This is a genomic window from uncultured Wocania sp., assembly GCF_964021735.1.
Classification (GTDB): Bacteria; Bacteroidota; Bacteroidia; order Flavobacteriales; family Flavobacteriaceae; genus Wocania_A.
Map to the genome: position 1 here is coordinate 1 of NZ_CAXIBN010000026.1, position 24,335 is coordinate 24,335.

Below are 24,335 nucleotides of genomic sequence, written 5' to 3' on the forward strand. Positions count from 1 at the left end.
AAGAAAAAGCTTTTCTAATACATCATTATTTAAACTTAATAAATTTTAAAATTCTATGCACTTGTTATATTTAGAACTTCAATTAATCTTCTTTTTCATCTTTCATTATCTTTTGTCTTGAAACAAAAGAAACAAAAATTCAAGGCTGCATATAATTTTGGAAACAATTACGGCTCGTTAAGCTATATTTTAGGAAACATTGGAACTTATTGAGATTGTTTTGAAATCCCTTGTATAATTGAAACTCTTAAGGAACTGTATTACTAGACCCCTAACATATGTACGCTCCACTCTCCTATTGTTTTGACCAAAATTTTATGAGGTCGTTTACAAGTCCTATTGTGTCCAGAGACAACATAATAAACCTTCCGCGCCAATTCTAAAATTATGCTCAAAGAGCTCGGTTTCTAAATGATCTTCAATTCCAAAATCTTCAGGAAACCAATCTAATGCATCAACTAAAACTGGATTATCTTCAAGACCTTGACCACAAAAAAAATCTCCGGCCGCTGAACCTTCTGGAACTTTACTTCCATTACGTAAAAACTTTAATGGAAAATCTGATGACTCTGCTTTCCATTTTACGATTCCTTTTTCTATATAAATTACTGATATAGGAAAGTTACCTAAATCCTTATATTTTAACAAAGTAGCAGTTTGTGAAGTTCCAAAATAATCGGCAGTATCTCTTATCAAATCTAACCCCATTCCTCTTCCATTGACTTTTGATTTATATAAATCACTTGGCATCAATAATTCTGAAGCAAATTGATTAGCCTCAATTTCGTGTTTGCCATTTGCATACCATTCATTGAGTGTTTTATCAGTATCCGAAAATAATTTTGAAATTCCTTTGTGTAGTGTTAAATGTCCAATTTCATGAGCAAGAATAAATTTTTTCCTCGGTTCAAAATTTACTTTTGAATCAATAGTTATTATTGCATTATCACCATTCATTAATATTCTACCGTCAGAACCTTCTAAATCAGATTCTTTTACATAAGCACTTGAAGCTAATGCAATTTCATTTAAGCTTAAATCTCCTGGTTTTGACCATCCTAAAGAGTTTAATAGCTCAATTGCAGCCATTTGAGACTTATTTAGTGCCATCGTCGTCTATTTTATCTTTTATTGAAGAAATAAAAGTTAAAAAATCTTCATCCTCATTAATGGTATCAATATCTTTTTCAGTTAGTTCTTCAAATTTTCTAAACAATCTAACCATTTCTACCCTTTCTGTTGGAGCAAATAATTCTTGTAGTTTTTCTAAACCAACTTTTTTTAACTCAATAAATTGCTCCTTAAGCGCTTCAAATTTTCTCCTCTTTAGAATCGCTTTTGCTTTAGTTCTATTGAGCATTACATTTTTTAAATGTGCCGAGATAAAAGGATCTTGATCATTTAATTCATTAACAAAGTCAGCAGGTTCAGTATGGTAATTCATTTCCATAAACAGACCATAAAGATTTCTTAATGTATTTATTGCGTTATTTGTTTCCATTAGCTTTTGCTACTTCTTTTTTTATTTGCCGTAATAATCTCTCTTTTATTTTATCTAGTTGCTTTGGTGATTTTCCAATTAATTCTGCAATTTCTTTCCTTGTATAGCCTTCTTTTACACACTCCCAAAACATTATTAAATCCTCATCATCAGATTCCAGAATAAATTGCTCTATTTTATTATATTCTTCCTCTATCTTTAATAAATCTGTTTCATTTATTTCTTCATCTCCTTCAAGGTCATAAAATGTGCTTTCAATATCTTGAGGCACTTCAACTGTAGTTAATTGGTATTTTCCATCTTCCAATCTTTCTTCATTTTTCTCTTTAGCTTTTTTATATGATTCAACAACAGTAGATATTCTGCTGTCAATTATTCTAATTAATTGCTGTGGTAAATCAAAACCATCTTTCCACTCCCAATTACCGTAAATAACACTCATATATCCAAAATTTAAGTAGTATTCTTTTGCTGGAACTCCTAAATTTTCTGCTGTATGTGCTCCAAAACTTGTTTTATTCCAAAGCCTATAGTTCAAATGCTTTTCAGCTTTTCTTAAAGCAATTTCCCACTCAACACCACTAACAGTATCAAGCTTTATTGAGTTACTTTCAAAAAAAGTGCCAGCACCTTCTATATTCATATTAATTGCAAATTTACTTTTTACCCCATTTTGGGGGACTTTTATTTTCTACGGTTAATGGTATTATGTAGAGTGTTAAAAGTTAACAATTTACACAATAAATTAAAAGCAAGTTAGAAAGGAGGTGTAAAATATGGCTAAAGATGCAGAAGGAAGAAAATTCAATAGAATTCCTGGCTACACTAAAAAAGTAGGTGGTAAAACCATCAAGGTAAAACCGCATGTTAGAAGTAACAGAAAAGATAGTAAAGGTAAATAAGAGTTACCCAAAACTATAAACAATCTATCCGTAGAATAGTATCTGCGGATGGATTTAAAATAATTTATAAATTAAAAAACGACCGTTATGGAAGAAAAGTTTAAACAAAAACAGTTATATCTTGATCCTGACCAAAGTTCAGGTAAGATAAAAATCGAAAAGCTATCTGCTTTAATAGAAAATCACCCTTATAAGGAGCAAATATTTAAGGTTTTTGATGTTGAAAACATTAAAAGCAATTTTATATCAATTAATCACATTGATTTAGTATATAAAAGAATTTTAAATTTGCTTGATAAGTATAAACGTCATAAAATAATTGCACAAACTAAAAATATTGATGTATTTGAAGAAGCTGTTACTGGTAGTAGTGAAACCAATATCATCTTTAATTTTGAAGAATATTTCGATGCTGATGAAGTGAAAGAAAACCTAAAAGCAATTGCAATTTATGATTCTAAAAATACATTTCTTGATGAATATGTAATGACAAAGTATGCCAACAATCTGTTTAAAATTGGTCAATCTGGACTTGCAAATTATAATGTACAATATTTCAAGCAAATGGCAGATAGCAATGATAACTATAATAAAGAGAAAAGCTATCGTTTAGTAGATTTTGGTGGTGAAACTTATGTTCGAGGTATTACATCCTTAAGATATTATGAATATGGTATTGATTTTGCTTTTGTGGTTGGCATGTTAAGCCTTCATAAAAACATGCAGGACAATTCTGGTGTTGAATATGAAATAAGAAGTGCTGCAATTGGTGAATCTAAACTAGAAATAATAGCAGCAGAAAAGTATGCTAAAAATGCTGATTCTTTTGGCTATATATCTTCGGCAGTTAGAATTACTACAAATGATTTAGGAACAGGTTCTTTGAATTTTGTGAATATAATTAATGTGTTACAAAAAGATTCTACTGGTTTCTATTTGATACCAAAAAAGAACTCAATGGTTGAAAATAGTTCATTAATAATAAATCACAATACAAAACCTGAAAATGTCTTTGAATCTATTAAGGGTATAGATAGCATTTTAAATACAACTGATAACTTCATTGAGGAACTTAAAAGTGTTAAGACGATAAATTCTCCAGATGAATTAAGAGTGAAGATACTTTCTAAAATCCAAGCTCCGAGAAGTAATTTTAAATCAATTAAAAAGCTTTCTGATATATTTAATAGAAAAATAGATAATGAGGTTAGTAATTTTAAGAAGCTTTTAGAAATGTGCAATAAAGCTGAAGAATTAGATATTGAGTATGACTTAAAAGATAAGTTACGATATATAATTTCAGATATAATTCTTTATGGTAAGTCTAGAGATTAGTGATAATAGTAGAATAGCGTAATTGTTGTTATAATACCATTCCACACACATTCCACTTCTCTCCTATCGTCGTTTCGTGAAAAGAGTGTTCCATTAACATTGTAGAAGAAACTTTTAGAATAAATTTTTTCAAGAAACTGTAGTAACAACTTTCGCTTTTAACCAAAGCTCAAGTTACATAACGCAGAACATTATAGAACATTTTTATAAATCGGTTTATCCTGCGGATGAAGCTATTTATAACAAAGATGGCACGAAGGAAAATTTGGCTAAATCATAAAATTGACACAATATTTAACCCATACAATTAAAATTTTATAACTTTGTAACTCGTTATGAAGAAAATTTTCCATAAAATACTGTCTTTGTCAATGGCTTTTGTAGTGTTATTCTCTACTATGTCATTCACCATTGACATGCACTATTGTGGAAATACTTTAGTAGACACTGCTATTTTTCACCAAGTTAAAACTTGTGGAATGGAAACGCTAGCGCCATCAAATGCTGATGAGTGTGCTATTACCAAAAATAATTGCTGTAGTGATCAACAAATCGCTGTTGAGGGTCAAGATGAGTTACAATTGTCTTTTAAAACGGTTACTATTGAGCAACAAAAAATTGTCGCCTCATTTGATTACATATACATTGCCCTTTTTGAAGGTTTAGAGAAAAACGTTTCTTTATACGAAGAGTATAAACCACCACTCGTCATAAGGTGCATCTACAAGATTGACGAGACCTATTTAATTTGATTTTTTAGCATTAGATTGATTTATCCTATGGCTATATGTTATAAGGGTAAATTGTTGTATTCGGTTTTTTCTCAAAAACCAATGTCTAACTGTTTTATAATCAAAGCCAATGCTCAATAAAAGCATCAAATTCTTAATAGAAAACAAACTCGTAGCAGTACTACTCCTCGTCCTTTTTGTTGGATGGGGAACGGTAAATGCACCATTTAATTGGAACACTGGTTTTTTACCAAGTAATCCTGTAGCTGTAGATGCAATTCCGGATATTGGAGAAAACCAACAAATTGTATTTACGAAATGGGACGGTCATTCTCCGCAAGACATAGAAGACCAAATAACCTACCCCCTAACCACTTCCCTATTGGGGATTCCTGGGGTAAAAACCATTCGCAGTTCGTCTATGTTTGGTTTTTCAAGCATCTATATCATTTTTGAAGAAGACATAGAATTTTACTGGAGTCGAAGCCGTATCCTCGAAAAACTTAACGCTTTACCGAGTGGTTTATTGCCTGATGGCGTTAATCCTGCATTGGGTCCAGATGCGACAGGCTTGGGACAAATATTTTGGTACACTCTTGAAGGTCGTGATGAAAAGGGAAGCGTTACCGGAGGTTGGGATTTGCAAGAATTACGGAGTATACAGGACTATTATGTAAAGTATGCCCTTTCTTCAGCAAATGGCGTTTCTGAAGTTGCATCCATTGGTGGCTATGTTCAAGAATATCAAGTGGATGTAAATCCTGAATTAATGCGTCAATACAATATTGGATTGCATCAGGTTGTAAAAGCCGTTAAAGAAAGCAATAAAGACATTGGAGCACAAACTATTGAAATTAATAATGCGGAATATTTAGTACGGGGCTTGGGTTATATTAAGTCCATTGCCGACATTGAAAATGCAGTTGTTACTTCAGAAGATTACACATCAATACGAATTAAGGATATTGGAAAAGTCGCATTAGGTCCTGAAACAAGACGTGGCATATTAGACAAAGAAGGTGCCGAAGTGGTTGGGGCCGTTGTTGTAGCACGTTATGGCGCCAATCCGATGGAAGTAATCAATAACGTTAAAGAGAAAATTAACGAATTAAGTGCAGGATTACCTTCAAAAGTACTATCAGATGGCAGAACCTCAAAAGTAACCATCGTCCCCTTTTACGATAGAACCGAGTTAATTCAAGAAACCTTAAACACGCTTAACGAGGCATTGTCTTTAGAAATTCTTATTACCATTTTGGTTATTATCATGATGGTATTTAATCTGCGAGCTTCGATAATAATCTCTGGTTTATTGCCTGTTGCAGTTTTAATGGTTTTTATAGCCATGAAGTTCTTTGGAATAGATGCCAATATTGTCGCTTTATCCGGTATCGCTATTGCTATTGGCACCATGGTTGATGTTGGTGTCATTCTTTCAGAAAACATTATTAGGCACTTAGATGAAGATGATGGAACACAGTCCATTAATACCGTAGTTTATACTGCCACAACAGAAGTGTCTGGAGCTATCGTTACCGCAGTATTGACAACAATCATAAGTTTTATTCCTGTATTTACGATGATTGGTGCCGAGGGCAAATTATTTCGATCCTTAGCGTATACAAAAACCTTTGCGCTGACTGCATCAATTATTGTCGCCTTATTTTTAATCCCTCCCTTTGCTGCATTTTTATTTAGAAAGAAAAGCATAAAAAACACGTTTACGTATGTTTTAAATGGGGTTTTAATAGCATTAGGTATTGCAGCAGTAGGTTTTGGGTATTGGATGGGATTGATTTTGATGGCATTTGGAATTACAGCACTTCTCAATCTTCAAAATAAGATAGCAGACAAACAAACTAATCTGGTCAATATCATTATTTCAGCCTCAGCAATTGTATTTCTTTTGGCCGAATATTGGCGACCATTAGGCGTTGATAAAAGCATCTTCTGGAATCTCATTTTTGTAAGTGTTATTTGCTTTGGTTTATTAGGTATTTTTTCGCTATTCATTAAATACTACACCCGTATTCTAAGGTGGTGTTTAGAGAATAAAGTATTGTTTTTGTCTATTCCTACTGTGATTGTTATAGCAGGGTTTTTCATTATGAAGAATACCGGTAAAGAGTTTATGCCCTCCTTAAATGAAGGTTCATTTTTGCTAATGCCCACCTCTATGCCTCATTCAGGCGTAGAGGAAAACAAACGCGTTTTACAACAATTAGATATGGCAGTAGCCAGTATTCCTGAGATTGAAACGGTAGTTGGTAAGGCAGGAAGAACAGAATCAGCTTTAGACCCGGCACCACTATCTATGTATGAAAATGTGATTCAGTACAAACCTGAATATATGCTGAATGCAGAGGGTGAAAGACAACGCTATAAGGTCAATGAGGACGGTTGGTTTGAGTTAAAAGGGGGGCGTTTTATTTCTAACCCTAATAATTCCGAAAAGGGTACTTATAGCAACGTAAAAAGGGCTCAACTAATCGAAGATGACAAGGGCGAATACTATCGTAATTGGCGACCAGAAATTAAATCACCAGACGATATTTGGAATGAAATTGTAAGCGTTACCAAATTGCCGGGTGTTACCTCTGCTCCAAAGCTCCAACCTATTGAAACCCGATTGGTGATGCTTCAGACCGGAATGCGGGCCCCAATGGGAATTAAAGTAAAAGGACAAGACTTAACGCAAATTGAAGCGTTTGGAGTACAATTAGAAAACATCATCAAGTCTGCTGTAGGTGTTAAAAAAGAAGCTGTATTTGCAGACCGCATTGTTGGCAAACCCTATTTGTTGATTGATATTCATAGAGAGAAAATCGCCCGCTATGGAATCACTATACAAGATGTACAGGATGTTTTACAAGTTGCAGTGGGTGGCATGGTTTTAACAGAAACGGTGGAAGGACGTGAGCGTTATGGTGTTCGTGTGCGATACCCACGAGAATTAAGAGCTAATCCAACAGACTTACAACAAATTTATGTGCCCGTTGAAAAAGGCAATCCTGTGCCATTAAGCGAATTGGCGACCCTTCGTTACGAACAAGGCCCACAAGTCATTAAAAGTGAAGATACTTTTTTAGTGGGCTATGTACTTTTCGACAAGTTAGACGGTTTTGCCGAAGTAAGCGTTGTAGAAAATGCACAAGCATTGATTCAACAAAAGATAGATTCTGGTGAATTGGTAGTTCCCAAAGGCATCAGTTATGCATTTACAGGAACTTACGAAAATCAATTACGAGCCGAAAAAACCTTATCAGTGGTTGTACCACTAGCCTTGGCATTTATCTTTTTAATACTCTACTTCCAATTCCGTTCTGTAGCCACCTCATTGATGGTATTTACGGGTATCGCAGTGGCATTTGCAGGTGGATTTATAATGATATGGCTCTATGGTCAGGATTGGTTTTTAAACTTCAATTTCTTTGGCGAAAATATGCGAGACTTATTCCAGATGCATTCCATTAATTTAAGTGTAGCCGTTTGGGTTGGGTTTATCGCACTCTTTGGTATTGCTACAGATGATGGTGTTGTCATGGCAACCTATTTAACACAAACTTTTGATAGAAACACACCTGAAAACGAAAAGGAAATTAGGGCATCCATCGTAGAAGCAGGAGAAAAACGCATTAGACCCTGTTTAATGACAACAGCTACTACCCTTTTAGCCTTGTTGCCCATATTGACATCAACAGGGCGAGGTAGCGATATAATGATTCCTATGGCCATACCCAGTTTTGGCGGAATGCTGATTGCCTTAATCACTTTATTTGTAGTACCCGTATTGTACAGCTGGAAAGCCGAAGTTCAACTGAAAAGAGCAACAAAATGAGATATAGAAAAAGTAAAATAGAAACAGTATTTGTGCTTTGTGCTTTGTGTTTAGGACTTTCTGCACAAAGCCAAGAATTAGAAACGCTTATTGATATAGCACTAAATAACAATCCGGAAATTCAAAAATTTGAGTTCAAATACAAAAGGGCTTCCGAAAAGGTAAACGAAGTAAATACCATTCCTAATACCGAATTTGGAGTGGGTTACTTTATGAGCGAACCCGAAACCCGAACAGGAGCGCAACGCTTTAAGGTATCTGCAAAACAAATGATTCCGTGGTTTGGCACAATTACATCAAGAGAAAGTTATGTTAGTGCATTAGCTGATGCAAAATATGAAGACATTGTTATTGCCAAACGAAAATTGATGGCTGCTGTTTCACAATCCTATTATAATTTATACGCCAACAAAGCAAAACAAAAAGTATTGTTGCAAAACATTGAATTACTTGAAACTTATGAAACATTAGCATTGACTTCTGTTGAAGTTGGTAAAGCATCGGCTGTAGATGTGATGCGTTTGCAAATGCGCCAAAATGAAATGCAACAACGAAAAGATGTGTTAAGTCAACAGTTTTTAGCAGAGCAAACGAATTTAAATACTCTTTTGAATAGGGAAAATGAAGTTGTTGTTACTGTAATAGACAGTTTAATGATGCCTTCAGAAGACTTTGAAATTAATTCTGAAAGGTTAGCGTTGCATCCTGAATTAGTAAAATACGACAAACTCTACCAATCTATAGAACAATCAGAATTGCTAAACCAAAAAGAAAGCAGTCCTATGATTGGTTTTGGATTAGATTACATTTCTGTTACCGAAAGGCCAGATATGAATTTCTCGGATAACGGTAAAGATATCGTGATGCCTATGGTTTCGTTATCAATTCCAATTTTTAATAAAAGGCATAAATCTCAAACCCAGCAAAATGAGTTTGAACAGCAAGAACTAACAGTTGAAAAACAGGAACGATGGAACGCTTTAGAAAACCTTTTAAGTAAAGCGATTACGGAACGTGTTTCAGCAAGAATAAGCTACGCCACCCAAACTAAAAATTTAAAACAAGCTAAAGATGCAGAGGAAATCTTAAACAAAAGCTACGAAACAGGAACAATCAATTTTAATGATGTTTTGGATATTCAAGAACTACAACTAAAGTTTCAATTGAATTTGGTGGAATCGGTTAAAATGTATTACGTACAAACTGCGGTTATTAATTATTTAACAAATTAAAGACATGAAAAAATATATAATTTACATCGGAATTTTAGCTGTTGGATTGTTATTCGGTTGGGTTCTTTCGGGAAATAGCACTAATGAAGAAACAGCACACAATCACGCTGAAATGGCTGAAGAAAATCAAATGTGGACCTGCGCAATGCATCCACAAATTATGCAAGCCGAACCAGGCGATTGCCCTATTTGTGGGATGGATTTAATTCCTGCCGAAGCTAGTGCAATGGGTTTAGCGGCAGATCAGTTTAAGTTAACTGAAAACGCCATGGCCTTGGCCAACATTCAAACCGTTGTGGTTGGTGAAGGGGCTTCTGGAATTACAGAGGTAAAATTATCAGGAACTATTGTTGAAAATGAAGAGGCCAATGCGGTACAAGTAAGTTATTTCTCAGGAAGGATAGAAAAGCTGAATGTAAATTTTACGGGGGAAAAAGTACAAAAAGGGCAGTTGCTAGCTACGGTATATTCCCCAGAATTGTATGCCGCTCAGCAGGAACTCATTACGGCAGTTTCATTGAAAGCAACCCAGCCAGCCTTATATAACGCAGTGCGTAATAAACTAAAACTATGGAAACTTTCGGATACTCAAATCAATCAAATAGAGCGCACCAAACAAGTACAAGAAAACATGCCAATTTACGCGACGTTTACGGGAACGGTTTCTGAAAAATTAGTCGCCCAAGGGGACTATATTAAACAAGGACAAGCCCTATTAAAAATAGCCAATCTCAATACGGTTTGGGCCAATTTTGATGTGTTTGAAAATCAAATTGATTTTTTTAAAAAAGGGCAAGAAATTTCCATAACTACCCATTCGAATCTAAATAAGACGTTTAAAACAAAGGTTGATTTTATAGATCCTGTTCTAAATGCAAACACAAGAACGGTAAAATTAAGAGCCGTTTTAAACAACAATGATCCGGTTTTAAAACCGGGCATGTTTGTGGAAGGCGTTGTTAAGCGAACGCAAGGTTACGCAATGAAAAAAGTATTGAAAATTCCAGCATCTGCAGTGTTGTGGACAGGTGAACGTTCCGTCGTCTATTTAAAAACCAATCCGGACCAACCCGTTTTTGAAATGCACGAAATTGTTGTGGGCAATCAAATCGGCATTGAATATGAAGTTCTTGAGGGTTTAACTCTTGGAGATGAGATCGTGACGAACGGTACTTTTACAGTTGATGCTGCGGCACAATTGCAAGGTAAAAAGTCGATGATGAATAAGGCGGGCGGTAAAACAATGACAGGCCACGAAGGGCATATGGGAATAATAGAGACCATGACGGATATGGACAATTCTACAATTCTTAAGGAGCGAATTGAAGTGTCAAAAGCCTTTCAAAATCAATTGAAAAAGGTATTTGATCGCTACATCCTTTTAAAAGATGATTTAGTCAACGATGATTCGGAAGCAGTCATAAAAAATGCCCTCTTAGTACTCGCTTATTTGACTGAAATTGACATGAAATTATTGAAGGATAAAAAATCGCTTGCCCTTTGGACCTCCTTGGAGAAGGAAATAAAAAAGGCCACCACTACCCTTTCAAATTCAACGGATATTGCAGTGCAACGAAGTCAATTTAAGCTCCTTTCCTACTCTTTATCAAGTGCGATTGAATATTTTGGAGTGAATGAAAAAATATATCAACAATATTGCCCAATGGCAGATAACAACAATGGAGCCTATTGGTTAAGTAAAGATGAAAAAGTAATCAATCCATATTATGGTCAAGCCATGCTAAAATGTGGAGAAGTAAAACAGATAATAGAGTAATTAATAATTAAATTTTAACACCATGAAAAAAGTAATTTTAAGTTTAGCTGTGATTGCAGCGATCGGATTCACAAGTTGTAAAAAGACAATGAAAAAAGGAACTGTAGCTTCAAAAGTTGCAACTGTTTCAAATGAAATACAAATGACAGAACTCAGTTTCGGAGTGCGAGGAAACTGTGGTATGTGTAAAAAAACCATTGAAAAAGCGGCGAATAAAATTAATGGAGTCGCGAATGCAACCTGGGATGTAGACAAAAAGAAGATCGATGTTGTATTTGATGCGACTCAAACTAATGAGATGGCAATTCACAATGCCATTGCAGCATCTGGTTATGACACCGACAAGGTTGCGAGTGATCTGAATGCATATAATAATTTACCGATGTGTTGTCAATATGACCATGACATGGTAATAAATAATTCAGGGGAGTGACCATCAATCAATTGTTTAGGGTTTAAGGTTAATGAAGAAGTTAATTGAAAGATTCATTGATTTTCAGCTGAATTAAGTTTACTATTTCTGATAATTCTGTGTTTTTTTATGCTAAAAAGCAGCGTAAAATGAACCACAAGAAAAACTTTTAATAAAAAAAAACATCACTTAATTTAATTGACATAGACCTTATGTTATATTTGTATTAGTTTAAATTGAAATTTTAACATTTAAGTCATTAAAAAAAATAGATCAGATTGTACTGTTGCTTCCGCCTTAGATTTGGTTGGGGATCGATGGACTTTCGTAGTTATTAGAGATCTTTTTATTGGAAAGAAATCATTTAAAGACTTTATTGGCTCCCCCGAAAACATATCAACCAATATTTTAACTTCTAGGCTTAAGTTCTTAGAAAATCTTGACTATATAAGTCACATAAAGGATAAAAATGACAATAAGATCAAGTTATATTACCTTAAAGATAGGGGTGTTGATCTTTTTTCGATAATGTATGAATTAACCTCGTGGAGCTTAAATAGTACTGGTGAAAAATTCGATAAAATATCGTCTCTACAACAGTTTTATTATAAAAAGCGTAAAAGCATGTCCAGAGAAGAATACATTTTATACCGTCAAAATACTTACAAACAATTAAGACAGGAAATTTTTTTAAAAAACGACGTAGCTGATAAATAACAGTTCATCGCGCTGAAGAACAACACTCACAACCAACATCTTAAGCCACCATGACCTTGAGATCCGGTGCTTTGGTTAGAATCTTTAAATTTGATGTTAGGTCAAAAAAAAACAATGCACAATATGCCTATCAATTGGATCCTGTGGCACATCGACCAATCCCAAAAGATGGAGATAATATTAATGGAATCTCTGCAATTTTAGAGGCTGGTGAAAATAAATTATTGATTGTTGAGCGTTCCTACGCTAAGGGGAAAGCTTCAAATACAATCAAGGTTTTTTTATGCGATCTAAATCATGCCTCAAACATAAGAAATACATTTTCCTTGAAAAAGGAAAAGGGTTCGTATGAAGTTGTTTCAAAAAAGCTACTTTTAAATATGGACAACTTAAAAATACCTATCGACAATATAGAAGGGATATGCTATGGAAAAAAAAGAGCTAATGGAAACAAAACAGTATGGTTTGTATCAGATAATAATTTTTCTAAAAGACAGAAAACACAAGTGTTAGTATTTGAATGGTTGAAGTCAAGTCAAAAAATCAGGAATCCCTAAGCTCTAAAATCTTTTTCCTCATTTTGGACTCAATTAGGACTACAACGTCTTTTTTGTCTTGTTCAAAACCTTTAGCTGCTTCTTCATAAATCATCTCTTCGAAAATAGCTTTATGCTCCTCGTCCTCAATCATTCCAAGTGTAAAAATAATTTCGATGCAAGAGAAAAGTCTTTCAGCCTCTAAACCAGTATCATTTTTTGCATTCCCATAGTTGACTAATTTATTTGCTAAATGAAAATATTCGAACATCATTAAAAACTTTGACAGAATTTGTATTGCTATTTTTTGGCGAATGGCAAATTTTTTCTTTCCGAAAGAATCGTGGTGATAAAAACTGTTATGAGGGTACTTTTTCATTCATGTGTATTTAATATTTAATAAATACAGAACAAAAGGGTTAAGTTTTAAAGGTGTTATAGGTCGGTAAGTTTTGAGGGGAAGCAAAAAGGTATTTATAAAATAGTTGACTAATGTTTACATAATTTTGTTTAGTTGTTAAATAACAGTAAAAATTGTCAATTATCAAAATTTTACCAAATATTATTGTTCACATATGTTTTAAAAATTAATAAAAAGTAGGTTAAGCTGGGGATCATGAGATTTAGTGGGGCACTCTCATAGGTTAAGTATTGATTTTTTAAATTAGTATTAAACAATTTTTTTATGAATTTAATTTTTCATATATTAGCTTATGTTATCAAATATATAAACATTTACTGATAAATAAAAACAATTAAGGTTTTTTTTTAATGAAATATTCAGAAAGGTTATTGAAAGTACTTAGTTACACCAAAAAAAGCCGGCGTGCGTTGGGCATAGAACTGGGTCATGGAAGTGGAGCTACTATTGGTTATATAATTAATGAAAGAAATGGCATATCAGCCAAAGTGGCTGCTGCCATTTGCGAAAAATATCCTGAAATTAGTTATGATTGGATCATGAATGATAAGGGGGAAATGCTTTTACCTGTGTCAGAGAGTGAGAATGGTAATCGATTTCAGAGTATTGATTTAATCGAAATTATCAAAGGGCAGAATGCAAGGATAGAAATTCTAGAGCAGCAGGTGAAAAAACTAACTGAATCCATTTCCAAGATTACTTAGCGCTATAAAACAACCTTGCTGTATTTTCAAGCACAATTGAAATGAAATCGCAATGTAAATTTTAATAATATCATGGGCGTCATGAACCAGCTTAAGAGATTAGAAAGATGACCCTAGTAAAAACTCCCTTTAATTAACATCCATCAAATACAGTAGGAGTAAATCGTTAACAAAATTCATTTTAAATTTTGTTAGCGCGTCATGTTATAAAATTAATTTATATTTATTCCAATTACTAGAATAAAGATTTTAAACTAATTATGTATAATATGAATAATTTTTCAAGAAGATCGTTTATAAAATCAACCTCAATGGCCTCTACGGGTCTTTTTTTCATTCCTAACTTCCGCAGTAATGCTCCTAACAATCGATTAAACATCGCTGTTATTGGAGTTGGAGGTCGCGGAAAAGCCAATTGGGGCAGTGTTCCCAATGAAAACATTGTTGCCATGTGCGACGTAGACGACAACCGAGCCGCAGCAGGTTACCTTCTTTACCCAAAAGCAAGAAAATTCAAGGACTTTAGGGTCATGTTCGATAAAATGTCAAAAGAAATTGATGCTGTAATCATAACGACTCCCGATCACACCCACTTTGCTGCGACCATGATTGCAATGGAGCTCGGTATTGATGTTTATGTTGAAAAACCGTTGGCGCACAATATTTGGCAATTGAGAACCATGAAAAAAGCTGCCAAATATTATAATATAACTTCCCAAATGGGAAATCAAGGTCATACAACAAACGGAATTCGTTTAATTAAGGAATGGTATGATGCAGGAATTTTAGGACAAGTCAACGAGGTTCATGCCTGGCATGGTGCATTTAATTTTGGCCCAGGAAAATACTTCACCAAACCTGAGAGTTTTCCTCCTAAAGTTGATCCCGTTCCTGAATATCTAGATTGGGACCTTTGGTTAGGCCCAGCAAAGGATAGAGAATTTAATTCTGCCTACGCTCCTAAATCTTGGAGAGGTTTTTATGATTTTGGAAATGGACAACTGGGAGATTGGGCTTGTCACACCCTAGACGCTCCTTTTTGGGCGCTCGATTTAGGATCACCGCACACGGTTGAGGCGATTGCTAAAAACCCGATGTCGGAACACGGCTTCGTAGCAGATGAATCCGTTACAACTTTTCAGTTTGGTGCAAGAAAAGGAAAAGAACCTGTAACCCTAAAATGGTATGAAGGTGGTGAAAAACCTGAAATCAGATCTGAATGGGGAATTGAAGAATTTCCAAGATCAGGAATGTTAATGATCGGGGAAAAAAATACTTTAATGACCGGCGGGCGACCCAATAAACCTGAGCTTTTGATCTCTCCAGAAGAATGGGCTGAATTTCAAGCGAATTCACCAGAAAAAACGATTCCAAGAATTGGGGAAGAAAAACCTGTCGATGAATGGATTGACGCAATAAAAAATAACTATTTGCCAGGCTCAAATTTTGATTACGCCGCTGAACTAACAGAAATGGCGTTGGTTGGTGTTTTGGCGCAAAGGTTTGCTACCAAGATTGAGTATGATACAGAAAACATGAGGGTAACGAATCGTCCAGAATTAAATATTTTTGTCAAAGAACCTGTCCGTAAAGGTTGGTCTTATGGTGAAAACCTTTAAAAAATATTTAAACAATATTCATGCGTACTCTATTTTTTATTTTACTATCATTTTATTCTATGGCGCAGACCGAAACTCAATCCTATGAGGTACTAAAAAACATCGCTGGTTGTGAGATAAGATTCTATCCTCCTGTGATGATGGCAAAATACACCTCGGACAATGGGAGATCTGGATTTGGAAAACTTTTTAAATATATTTCGGGTAACAATGATGGGGAGACTAAAATCTCCATGACCACGCCCGTTCATATGGAAAAAAGTGAATCGGAGAATTCTATGGCATTTGTTTTACCCAAAAGCTTTAACAAAGAAAACGCACCCAAACCCAACGACGCAAGTTTGGTTGTGTATGAATCCGATAGCAGACATTATGCTGCCATCGAATATTCGGGCTATACTGATGAAGTCAAAGAGAAAGAAAATACGGATAAACTAAAGAAAATTCTCAATGAGCAGAATATTGAAATTGTTGGAGACTCCAAGATATTAGTTTACAATAGCCCTTATAAAATAGTTTTTAGACGAAATGAGATTCTAATCCCAATCTCTTATAATTAAACCTACTTAAAAATGAAAAAACAACTTTTTTTAAACCTTAGCTTAGTTTTATTGTTTGGATTTTTTACCTCTTGTGGTGAGACCAAACCGAAAAAACAAGTCCAACAAATCGATTACCTCAATGAGTCAAGGTCTGATTTTGATAAGCGAATGAAGTGGTGGAGAGATGCAAGGTTTGGAATGTTTATTCATTGGGGACCCTATGCTGTTCCTGCTGGAATACACAAGGGTGTAAAAGTAAAAGGAATTGGGGAATGGATTATGCTAAAGGGAAATATTCCAATTGAAGATTATGAAAACTATTCTAGAGCATTTGACCCCACTGAATTTGACGCTGAAAAATGGGCGGAACATATGAAAAATGCAGGAATGAAATATGTGGTCATAACTTCAAAACATCACGATGGCTTTGCGCTTTGGGATTCTAAGGTTTCTGATTATGACATTGTTGACTATGCTCCCTATGGAAAAGATATTCTCAAAGCTCTTTCAAAAGCTTGTAAAAGCAGGGGGATAAAGTTTGGTCTTTATCATTCAATAATGGATTGGCATCATCCAAATGCGCAAGCAAATGATGCGCCGCGTTATGATTATAAAAACAATCCGAATCCAAAGTTTCCAGACTATTATGAAAATTATTTAAAACCACAACTTAGGGAAATAATTGAGACTTATGACGCCGATATTCTTTGGTTTGACGGTGAATGGATCTCTGAATTCACTCATGAAATGGGATTGGATCTGTATCAATATGTCCGTACTTTAAAACCTGATATCATTATCAACAACCGCGTTGACAAAGGGAGACAAGGAATGAAAGGGATGAACAAAGACGACAAGAAATATGCAGGGGATTTTGGAACCCCAGAACAGGAAATTCTTGAAGGTGCCTCAGATTTGGACTGGGAATCTTGCATGACCATGAACGATACTTGGGGATTTAAATCATATGATGAAAATTGGAAATCTGAGGAGGTGTTAATTCATAATTTAATAGATATCGCTGCAAAAGGTGGGAATTACTTATTAAATGTTGGCCCCACAGCTGCGGGGTTAATTCCACAACCTAGCGTTGAGAGACTTGAAAAAATGGGGGAATGGCTTAAAGTAAATGGAGAGGTGATTTATGAAACTGAAAAACTAAAAAGCACCTACAAACAGGGAGAAAAAATACGTTTTACTAAGAAAAAAAATACTGATATTTACTACGCTATCTCACTCGAGAATCCTGGAGAAGAATTTGTTATTAACCACATAAAACCAAAAGATGGTTCTGAAATTATCATGCTAGGCCAAGCGGAACCTTTGGAATGGAATTTTTCTGTTGCTGAAGGACTCAGAATTAAAATTCCAATTTTACTGTTGGAAACATTAAATGAAAAAACTGCTTGGTCTTTTAAAATTATTGGTCAAGAAATATAACCCCATAGATTATAAAACCCCTCATGAATTTTAATTTAAAAAATAAAGTAATCGTTGTGACTGGTGGTGCAAAAGGCATTGGAAATGCAATAAGTAATGTACTCGCTGAGGAAGGGGCTATTCCCTTTATCGTGGGAAGAGGCAAGGAGGCTGTCTTGGCAGCAGTAAATGGCATCAAAGAGAAAGGCGGAAATGCTTCTTATGCAATAGCCGAACTCACCGATCCCGAACAATGTAAGGCAGCCATAGCTGCTGCAGTTGCTGAGTTTGGAACGGTTCATGGATTGGTGAATAATGCAGGCGTAAATGATGGCGTAGGCCTTGAAAATGGAGATGCAAATAAATTCATTGATTCCTTGAAAAAAAATGTAGTTCACTACTATTTGATGGCACAACAAGCCCTCCCCTATCTTAAAGAAAATAAAGGAGTGATCATAAATATTGGTTCTAAGGTTTCTATGACTGGTCAGGGAGGAACTTCTGGATATGCTGCTGCTTGTGGTGGAAGAAATGCATTGACCTTAGAATGGGCTGCTGAGCTTCTCCCCTATTCCATTCGTGTGAATGCCGTGATTGTTGCAGAAAGTTTTACGCCTTTATATAAAAGATGGATTGATACTTTTCCAAACCCTGAGGAAAAATTTAAAAGTATTGTAAATAAAATTCCTCTTGAAAAAAGAATGACGACCCCAGAAGAAATTGCCAATACCGTAACTTTTTTATTGTCTGAAAAGTCGAGTCACACCACAGGTCAACTTATTTATGTTGATGGTGGCTATACCCACTTAGATCGCTCAATAACTTAAAACTAATACATGAAAAAAACTGTTGTTTCCAAAGAAGTAATCATTCCATTTATACTGATAACGTCATTATTCGCCCTTTGGGGTTTTGCGAATGCTGTAACCGACCCAATGGTTCAGGCTTTTAAAAAAGTACTCGAACTTTCAAATTCACAAGCCGCTTGGGTTCAAATGGCATTCTATGGAGGTTATTTCTGTATGGCGCTTCCCGCTGCTCTTTTTGTTAGAAAATATTCCTACAAAGTTGGAATACTCATAGGTCTCGCTCTTTACGCTGGAGGTGCACTGCTTTTTTACCCCGCCGCTATTACAGAACAATTTTGGTTCTTCTGTTTGGGTTTATATATTTTGACTTTTGGCTTGGCTTTTCTTGAAACCACTGCAAATCCCTACATTTTAGCAATGGGAGATAAAGAAACAGCGACCCAAAGATTAAATTTAGCGCAAGCCTTTAATCCTTTGGGACTGATTCTTGGATTGCTTGTGGCGCAACAATTTGTTTTAAAGAGATTACAATCTGACGATATTGCCAATTTCAGCACCCTCGAGGCAGTACAAAAAACACTTATCCGAACTTCGGATTTATTGGTCATCAGAAACCCTTATGTTATATTAGGACTGGTTGTCTTAGTAGTTTTTGTATTAATTTTGGCTGCAAAAATGCCACAAGCAAAAGGTGATGAGACTAACGCACCTTTGGGAGAAACTTTTAGTAAATTATTTAAAAACAAAAACTACAGTCAGGGAGTGCTTTCACAGGTGTTCTATGTTGGGGCACAAATTATGTGCTGGACCTACATCTATCAATATGCGGAAGCCATCGGTTTATCTAGTGAAACTGCAGCCAATTATCAATTCCTCTGTTTTATCCTTTTCTTAATTGGTCGAGCAATAGGGACTTATTTTCTAAGATTCGTAAATGCAGGAAGGCTTTTGATGTTATTCGCAGGCTTGGCCGTGATTGCATCGCTACTTACAATTTTTATTGAAGGGTACTTTGGCCTGTATTCCTTAGTCGGAATTTCTTTTTTCATGTCTTTAATGTTTCCTACAATCTATGGTATTGCTCTGGAAGGTCTTGATGAAGAAGAATCTAAAATTGGAGCAGCAGGTTTGGTCATGGCAATTGTTGGTGGAGCATTGATGCCAAAACTTCAAGGAATGTTAATTGATTTGGGTGGAAATGGTGTTAGTGACATCAAAATACTTGGAGTTTCAGAAGTGAATTTTTCTTTTCTTTTGCCTTTACTTTGTTTCTTATATATTGCTTATTACGGAAATAAAATCTATAAACAAGCTTAAAGTGAAAAGATATTGTCTGGCTTTGGATCTTAAAAATGATCCTTTATTGATTCATAAATACGTCGAACACCACAAAAGGGTTTGGCCTGAAATCATTGAAAGCATCAAGAATAGCGGTGTTTTGGACATGCAAATTTATCACATTAGTGATCGCCTGTTTATGATTATGGAAGTAGCGGATAACTTTTCTTTTGAGAAGAAAAATAAAATGGATAGTCAAAATCCTTTCGTTATTAAATGGGAGGAACTCATGGCCAATTACCAGAAAAACATTTCGTTTTCCTCCCCTAACCAGAAATGGGTTTTAATGGATAAAATTTTTCAATTGAATTGATCATTTTTTTATGCTTGGAGTGATTACCTCTAAACTGTTTATCAACAACTTAAATCTTTTTAAGGTAAAGGGATAACAGACAGATTTATTCATAATAAATTATTAACTTTGAACATGTTTAATTTATTCACTATATTATTAATTAATAATGTTTTTATAATAATATTTCTCATTGGATTTACTGCTAAAACTCAAACAAATTATAGCTTCAAAGCCATTATTAAGGCCACTAAGAGAGACTTAGTAAGTAATCAATCCGATGATTTGGGTCTGGGTGTAAATTTCAATTCGACCTCAAATGATGCTTGCTCTTTGGAAACAAAAACTTTATCCTCAACTAACGAAGGGATTTGTGAACGCTTTAGTGGTTGGAACCAAAACGTATTGAAGCTTTAATAAAATTTAACACTTGTAAATTTGAAATTATTTAAATACCTGTTGTTTTTAATTAGCTCCTCGGTCTTTAGCCAAGAGGTTGCGTTTTCTTCGCCTTTAAGTCTGGGGAATACTTATGAAAACGGGATTTCAATGACCTACAATATGGGTCAAGCTTTTATCGGCACCCAATCCAATGGACTTTCGTTAAACAGTGGCTTTTTAAATTTATTAGGTTCGGCGACAACCATAACCGTAACCTTGACTTCTTCAGCTTTAGATAATGAAATCTCAAATTCAGAAGTAGTTACCATTACCGCTACTTTCTCTCAAGCGATGACGCCTACCCCTACCATTTCACTATCAGGTATCATTTCAGATGTATTCATGACACAAACTAGTAATTCCTTTACTTGGATGTATTCCTGGACTCAAACCACTACAACGTTTTTCAAAACCATCGCAACTGTTTCGGGAACCTCTGTTTCGGGCATTACCTTCAGTGGGTCTGAAAGTTTAACGCTCAATATTAAGAATGGAATTGCACCCAGTGGAAGTGGAAATGCTGGAAGTCCATATTTGATTGGCACATTTGAGAATTTAATTTGGATTGGTGAAGATTCTACAAGATGGAATAAACATTACCTTCAGGTTAAAAATATTGATGTATCTCCAACCGAATATTGGAATGATAATGAAACTGATATCTCAATCTTTGAAGGTTGGAAGCCAATAGGAAATGCCGATACACCATTTACAGGGAGCTACATTGGTGATTGGTTTGGAATATACAACCTTCATATTAATAGACTTAGCGAATCAGATGTTGGATTCTTTGGGAAAGTAAGCAGTCCAAGTAATGGCAATTCTGAAATCAAAAATATGATTCTCTCAGATATTTCAATAGTTGGGAACGCAAGAGTTGGAGGGCTCATTGGTGAACTAAAAGGAGACGAAAATCAAAACATTTTTGTTACCAATTCTAGGGTTGAAGGAGGTAATCTCATTGGAAAAGAAAATGTAGGTGGCTTCGTAGGATTGATTGATGATCATGCAAATATATCTTTAAGCACTTCAGAAGTTAATGTAGAAGGTCACGATATCGGTGGCGCATGTGATCAGGCATTTGGAATTGCTGTTGGAGGATTTGCGGGAAAAATAAATAATCATGGAAAAATAACCCACAGTGCTTCCTATGGAAATGTTAATGCTAAAGACATGGTAGGCGGATTTGTTGGGGAAATGGGAGCTAATTCAAGAATTGAGAATTCTTTTTCTAGAGGATCCGTGTCCGTTTGTACTAACAGCAGTGGAATAGCAGGAGGTTTTGTAGGATTTGATGATGCAGGAAACAGTGATTTTGGGCGGAAATTCACTTACAGCACCGGAGGTGTAAGTGGAAATAGTACTTCAATTGGTGGTGCATCTGGAGCAATAAATTCAACACCAAGCAGTAGAAATAATTTCTGGGATTCACAAACTTCAAATTTATCAGTGAGCTCTTCAAATGACACGAATGTTGAAGCACCTAAGACAACCCAAGAACTTACAAACATGGCCACCTATAGCGGCTGGGACTTTGAAAACTCTTGGTTGATTACAGGAAACCTTAACGATTCGTATCCTATTATAAGGAGAAATAATCAGTTTTCATTAGTAGCCGCGACGATTGATCTAATTGCGGGTGTGGTAACAGTTACCCTTTCAGAACCTGTAAATTCAGGGTCATCCAGTTCAAGTGAAACCATAACCGCTGCTGATCTATTCGTGTCATTATTAAGTGACACCAATAGTTCTGTAACCAACGTTGTTTCAACTCCCATAGAATTAACTCTAGAAAATGACAACAAAGTGTTTTCGTTTGTCATTTCCTATACAGGAATTTTTGATGGAGACGAAGTTTTAAAAATAGGACCTAGGGACGATAGCGTGTCAGGAAACAGCTCAGAGAATGTTTCTTCTAGTTTATATTTCACAATTAATTCTTCAGAGTTTTATGTGGATTCAATAATACCGACTGTAACTTTGAGTCACACGCCTACTGAAACCCTTTTAATAAATTCAGATACGCTTACGATTTCTGCGACTTTCAGTGAAGCCATGCAATCGACTCCAACGATAAACATAACGGGTATTGTGACCAACAGTTTAATGAGTGCTTCTTCTAGCGCATCAGTTTGGACATATTTCTGGACGGTATCAACAACTTTAAGTGGGGAGGTAAGTGCCGTAGTTTCAGGAAGTGATTTGGCTGGAAATGCTTATTCAGGAACTGAAAGCATAACCTTTACGATTGACAACAGCTTGCCGACTGTAACGTTGTCAAGATCAGACAATGGCGGAATTCTAACCAACTCTAATGTGGTGACACTTACTGCTGTTTTCAGCGAAGCAATGCGAGCAACACCTACACTTACTATTTCAGGAGTGCTAACAGACAGCCTGATGACGGCTACTACGAGTGCCTCAGTTTGGACCTATTTTTGGACGGTTTCAACTACATTAAACGGTGAAGTAAGTGCCGTGGTTTCAGGAAGTGATCTATTGGGCAATCCTTATTCAGGATCGGATGAATTAACCTTTACCTTAGATAATTTAGGCCCTTCTGTCACACTAACCAGTTCTGATGAAGATAAAATTATTTCAATTAATGATAATATAACAATTACCGCAAACTTTAATGAAGATATGCGGAACACCCCTACCATTAGTATTACAGGTGCAGTGTCCGATAGTTTAATGACGGCAACCACATCCGCCACATGGACTTATTTATGGACAGTTTCCTCAACCACTGACACGACTTTTTCAGCTACCGTTTCAGGATCAGACCTTTTTGGAAATCCATACATTGGAGATGAGAACATTACGTTCACTAAAGATCAGTCTGGACCTGAAATACTCTCAGTGGTTACGGACCCAGCTATGGAATATCTCGATGTGTCTTTTAGCGAAGGCGTTTATAGTTTAGACAAAAGTTTAAGTGGTGTACTTTCGACTTCTTTTGTTATTTACAAAGGGAATGATGAAAACTCTGGGATCACAATAACTGATGTTTCTTTGGCTGGTGCAACAAATGGTATAACGGGTGGGGAGCTACTCTTAAGATTATCAATCGATATCCCAGCAGGAACTCCTTTAGGAGAGGTTTATTATGTAACAGCAGTTGCTTCTGCTGTATTTGATATAGATCTAAATCCGATGTCTACAACTCAAAACAACAACATAATTGTTCTAGACGACGATAAAGACAACGATGGCGTAAAAGACATAATAGATAAGTGTCCTAAAACTCCTGAGGGAGAAGACGTTAATGAAACTGGTTGTGCCTCCTTTGAAGTTGACACAGACCTCGATGCAATACCAGATGTTGACGATAATTGTCCATCAATAAACAACCCTCGTCAGGAAGATCGAGATAATGATGGTCAAGGAGACTTGTGTGATCCAGACCCAATTATTAAAATCACCTCCATTCCGACTGAAGAGACTGTAGCGCTTGGAACAATAGTCGGGACAATCTCAACCTCTGATTTAAATGATTCCGAAATCACCCTTAGTATTCAAGATGAATTAAATCTTTTTGCTTTGGAAGGAAATAATATCATTTTGGCTGGAGAACTCGATTTTGAAGCGATAGAATCCCACATGATAACTATTTCTGCGAATAGTAAGTTTGGGTCATCGGTTTTAACAGTTCTGATAAAAGTAATCGATGTCCCAAATACCTCCTATGATGCTAGTTTTTATGTGTCAATTTTTAAGGTTGATGGAAAAACAAGATCTGACATAACGACCAAAGGCTATAAGAGAT

20 protein-coding genes are annotated in these 24,335 nt (G+C 35.4%); 16 read left to right on the forward strand and 4 right to left on the reverse strand.

Translation table 11 applies throughout. The annotated features are described in order from the left end of the window. Positions 1-336: 336 nt before the first annotated feature. The 3 genes from AADI82_RS03870 to AADI82_RS03880 are packed head-to-tail and all read right to left on the reverse strand — an operon-like array spanning position 337 to position 2,144. Positions 337-1,110 carry an ImmA/IrrE family metallo-endopeptidase gene (locus AADI82_RS03870; RefSeq protein WP_341215151.1) on the reverse strand — a complete coding sequence of 258 codons (774 nt, stop codon included), beginning with the start codon at positions 1,108-1,110 and terminating at the stop codon, positions 337-339. Continuing rightward, entirely contained in the window at positions 1,097-1,501 is a 405-nt protein-coding gene (locus tag AADI82_RS03875) for a hypothetical protein (protein WP_341215152.1), read from the reverse strand. The genes AADI82_RS03870 and AADI82_RS03875 overlap by 14 nt, the downstream gene beginning before the upstream one ends. Next, positions 1,488-2,144: a hypothetical protein gene (locus tag AADI82_RS03880; RefSeq protein ID WP_341215153.1), complete on the reverse strand. Its 657-nt coding sequence runs from the start codon at positions 2,142-2,144 to the stop codon at positions 1,488-1,490. The genes AADI82_RS03875 and AADI82_RS03880 overlap by 14 nt, the downstream gene beginning before the upstream one ends. A gap of 133 nt (positions 2,145-2,277) precedes the next feature. Here AADI82_RS03880 and AADI82_RS03885 point away from each other — a divergent pair, with 133 nt between their 5' ends. The 8 genes from AADI82_RS03885 to AADI82_RS03920 all read left to right on the forward strand — a co-directional run bounded on the left by AADI82_RS03885 (position 2,278) and on the right by AADI82_RS03920 (position 13,002). After that, a complete protein-coding gene (locus tag AADI82_RS03885; RefSeq protein ID WP_341215154.1) occupies positions 2,278-2,403 on the forward strand; it encodes a hypothetical protein in 126 nt (41 codons plus the stop codon). Positions 2,404-2,490: 87 nt separating this feature from the next. Beyond that, complete coding sequence (locus AADI82_RS03890) at positions 2,491-3,738, forward strand: hypothetical protein (RefSeq protein WP_341215155.1); 1,248 nt, start codon at positions 2,491-2,493, stop codon at positions 3,736-3,738. Between the two features lie 335 nt (positions 3,739-4,073). Next, a complete protein-coding gene (locus AADI82_RS03895) occupies positions 4,074-4,490 on the forward strand; it encodes a hypothetical protein (RefSeq protein ID WP_341215156.1) in 417 nt (138 codons plus the stop codon). Positions 4,491-4,599: 109 nt separating this feature from the next. Continuing rightward, positions 4,600-8,307 carry an efflux RND transporter permease subunit gene (locus AADI82_RS03900; RefSeq protein ID WP_341215157.1) on the forward strand — a complete coding sequence of 1,236 codons (3,708 nt, stop codon included), beginning with the start codon at positions 4,600-4,602 and terminating at the stop codon, positions 8,305-8,307. Continuing rightward, on the forward strand, positions 8,304-9,539 hold the full coding sequence (locus AADI82_RS03905; protein ID WP_341215158.1) for a TolC family protein: 1,236 nt from the start codon (positions 8,304-8,306) through the stop codon (positions 9,537-9,539). The genes AADI82_RS03900 and AADI82_RS03905 overlap by 4 nt, the downstream gene beginning before the upstream one ends. A gap of 4 nt (positions 9,540-9,543) precedes the next feature. Further along, positions 9,544-11,316: an efflux RND transporter periplasmic adaptor subunit gene (locus AADI82_RS03910; protein ID WP_341215159.1), complete on the forward strand. Its 1,773-nt coding sequence runs from the start codon at positions 9,544-9,546 to the stop codon at positions 11,314-11,316. 22 nt (positions 11,317-11,338) lie between these two features. Beyond that, positions 11,339-11,749: a cation transporter gene (locus tag AADI82_RS03915; protein WP_341215160.1), complete on the forward strand. Its 411-nt coding sequence runs from the start codon at positions 11,339-11,341 to the stop codon at positions 11,747-11,749. 746 nt (positions 11,750-12,495) lie between these two features. Next, the gene (locus AADI82_RS03920; protein ID WP_341215161.1) at positions 12,496-13,002 is read left to right on the forward strand and encodes an esterase-like activity of phytase family protein; all 507 of its coding nucleotides are present in this window, start codon (positions 12,496-12,498) and stop codon (positions 13,000-13,002) included. Here AADI82_RS03920 and AADI82_RS03925 read toward each other — a convergent pair. Further along, the gene (locus AADI82_RS03925; protein ID WP_341215162.1) at positions 12,989-13,360 is read right to left on the reverse strand and encodes a hypothetical protein; all 372 of its coding nucleotides are present in this window, start codon (positions 13,358-13,360) and stop codon (positions 12,989-12,991) included. The two genes, AADI82_RS03920 and AADI82_RS03925, sit on opposite strands and share 14 nt — an antisense overlap. Before the next feature lie 392 nt (positions 13,361-13,752). Between AADI82_RS03925 and AADI82_RS03930 the strand changes: the two genes are divergently transcribed. The 8 genes from AADI82_RS03930 to AADI82_RS03965 form a co-directional block, all read left to right on the forward strand. Further along, a complete protein-coding gene (locus AADI82_RS03930) occupies positions 13,753-14,106 on the forward strand; it encodes a hypothetical protein (protein ID WP_341215163.1) in 354 nt (117 codons plus the stop codon). Positions 14,107-14,375: 269 nt separating this feature from the next. Further along, a complete protein-coding gene (locus AADI82_RS03935) occupies positions 14,376-15,725 on the forward strand; it encodes a Gfo/Idh/MocA family oxidoreductase (RefSeq protein WP_341215164.1) in 1,350 nt (449 codons plus the stop codon). A gap of 20 nt (positions 15,726-15,745) precedes the next feature. Continuing rightward, the gene (locus tag AADI82_RS03940; protein WP_341215165.1) at positions 15,746-16,285 is read left to right on the forward strand and encodes a heme-binding protein; all 540 of its coding nucleotides are present in this window, start codon (positions 15,746-15,748) and stop codon (positions 16,283-16,285) included. A gap of 12 nt (positions 16,286-16,297) precedes the next feature. Continuing rightward, the gene (locus AADI82_RS03945) at positions 16,298-17,707 is read left to right on the forward strand and encodes an alpha-L-fucosidase (RefSeq protein WP_341215166.1); all 1,410 of its coding nucleotides are present in this window, start codon (positions 16,298-16,300) and stop codon (positions 17,705-17,707) included. A gap of 23 nt (positions 17,708-17,730) precedes the next feature. Next, on the forward strand, positions 17,731-18,513 hold the full coding sequence (locus AADI82_RS03950; protein WP_341215167.1) for an SDR family oxidoreductase: 783 nt from the start codon (positions 17,731-17,733) through the stop codon (positions 18,511-18,513). A gap of 9 nt (positions 18,514-18,522) precedes the next feature. Beyond that, entirely contained in the window at positions 18,523-19,812 is a 1,290-nt protein-coding gene (gene fucP / locus AADI82_RS03955) for an L-fucose:H+ symporter permease (RefSeq protein WP_341215168.1), read from the forward strand. A 1-nt stretch (position 19,813) separates the two neighbouring features. Beyond that, the gene (locus tag AADI82_RS03960; RefSeq protein ID WP_341215169.1) at positions 19,814-20,146 is read left to right on the forward strand and encodes an L-rhamnose mutarotase; all 333 of its coding nucleotides are present in this window, start codon (positions 19,814-19,816) and stop codon (positions 20,144-20,146) included. 528 nt (positions 20,147-20,674) lie between these two features. Continuing rightward, positions 20,675-24,335: cadherin repeat domain-containing protein (locus tag AADI82_RS03965; protein ID WP_341215170.1), on the forward strand; the 3,661-nt coding region annotated here is incomplete at its 3' end.

What these genes read in the sequence shown, in the direction of transcription:
- fucP (WP_341215168.1), top strand. Translation starts at nt 18,523, where the DNA reads ATGAAAAAAACTGTTGTTTCCAAAGAAGTAATCATTCCATTTATACTG.
- AADI82_RS03930 (WP_341215163.1), top strand. Translation starts at nt 13,753, where the DNA reads ATGAAATATTCAGAAAGGTTATTGAAAGTACTTAGTTACACCAAAAAA.
- AADI82_RS03920 (WP_341215161.1), top strand. Translation starts at nt 12,496, where the DNA reads ATGACCTTGAGATCCGGTGCTTTGGTTAGAATCTTTAAATTTGATGTT.
- AADI82_RS03890 (WP_341215155.1), top strand. Translation starts at nt 2,491, where the DNA reads ATGGAAGAAAAGTTTAAACAAAAACAGTTATATCTTGATCCTGACCAA.
- AADI82_RS03935 (WP_341215164.1), top strand. Translation starts at nt 14,376, where the DNA reads ATGAATAATTTTTCAAGAAGATCGTTTATAAAATCAACCTCAATGGCC.
- AADI82_RS03870 (WP_341215151.1), bottom strand. Translation starts at nt 1,110, where the DNA reads ATGGCACTAAATAAGTCTCAAATGGCTGCAATTGAGCTATTAAACTCT.
- AADI82_RS03910 (WP_341215159.1), top strand. Translation starts at nt 9,544, where the DNA reads ATGAAAAAATATATAATTTACATCGGAATTTTAGCTGTTGGATTGTTA.
- AADI82_RS03905 (WP_341215158.1), top strand. Translation starts at nt 8,304, where the DNA reads ATGAGATATAGAAAAAGTAAAATAGAAACAGTATTTGTGCTTTGTGCT.
- AADI82_RS03950 (WP_341215167.1), top strand. Translation starts at nt 17,731, where the DNA reads ATGAATTTTAATTTAAAAAATAAAGTAATCGTTGTGACTGGTGGTGCA.
- AADI82_RS03880 (WP_341215153.1), bottom strand. Translation starts at nt 2,144, where the DNA reads ATGAATATAGAAGGTGCTGGCACTTTTTTTGAAAGTAACTCAATAAAG.
- AADI82_RS03900 (WP_341215157.1), top strand. Translation starts at nt 4,600, where the DNA reads ATGCTCAATAAAAGCATCAAATTCTTAATAGAAAACAAACTCGTAGCA.
- AADI82_RS03945 (WP_341215166.1), top strand. Translation starts at nt 16,298, where the DNA reads ATGAAAAAACAACTTTTTTTAAACCTTAGCTTAGTTTTATTGTTTGGA.
- AADI82_RS03885 (WP_341215154.1), top strand. Translation starts at nt 2,278, where the DNA reads ATGGCTAAAGATGCAGAAGGAAGAAAATTCAATAGAATTCCTGGCTAC.
- AADI82_RS03925 (WP_341215162.1), bottom strand. Translation starts at nt 13,360, where the DNA reads ATGAAAAAGTACCCTCATAACAGTTTTTATCACCACGATTCTTTCGGA.
- AADI82_RS03875 (WP_341215152.1), bottom strand. Translation starts at nt 1,501, where the DNA reads ATGGAAACAAATAACGCAATAAATACATTAAGAAATCTTTATGGTCTG.
- AADI82_RS03915 (WP_341215160.1), top strand. Translation starts at nt 11,339, where the DNA reads ATGAAAAAAGTAATTTTAAGTTTAGCTGTGATTGCAGCGATCGGATTC.
- AADI82_RS03940 (WP_341215165.1), top strand. Translation starts at nt 15,746, where the DNA reads ATGCGTACTCTATTTTTTATTTTACTATCATTTTATTCTATGGCGCAG.
- AADI82_RS03895 (WP_341215156.1), top strand. Translation starts at nt 4,074, where the DNA reads ATGAAGAAAATTTTCCATAAAATACTGTCTTTGTCAATGGCTTTTGTA.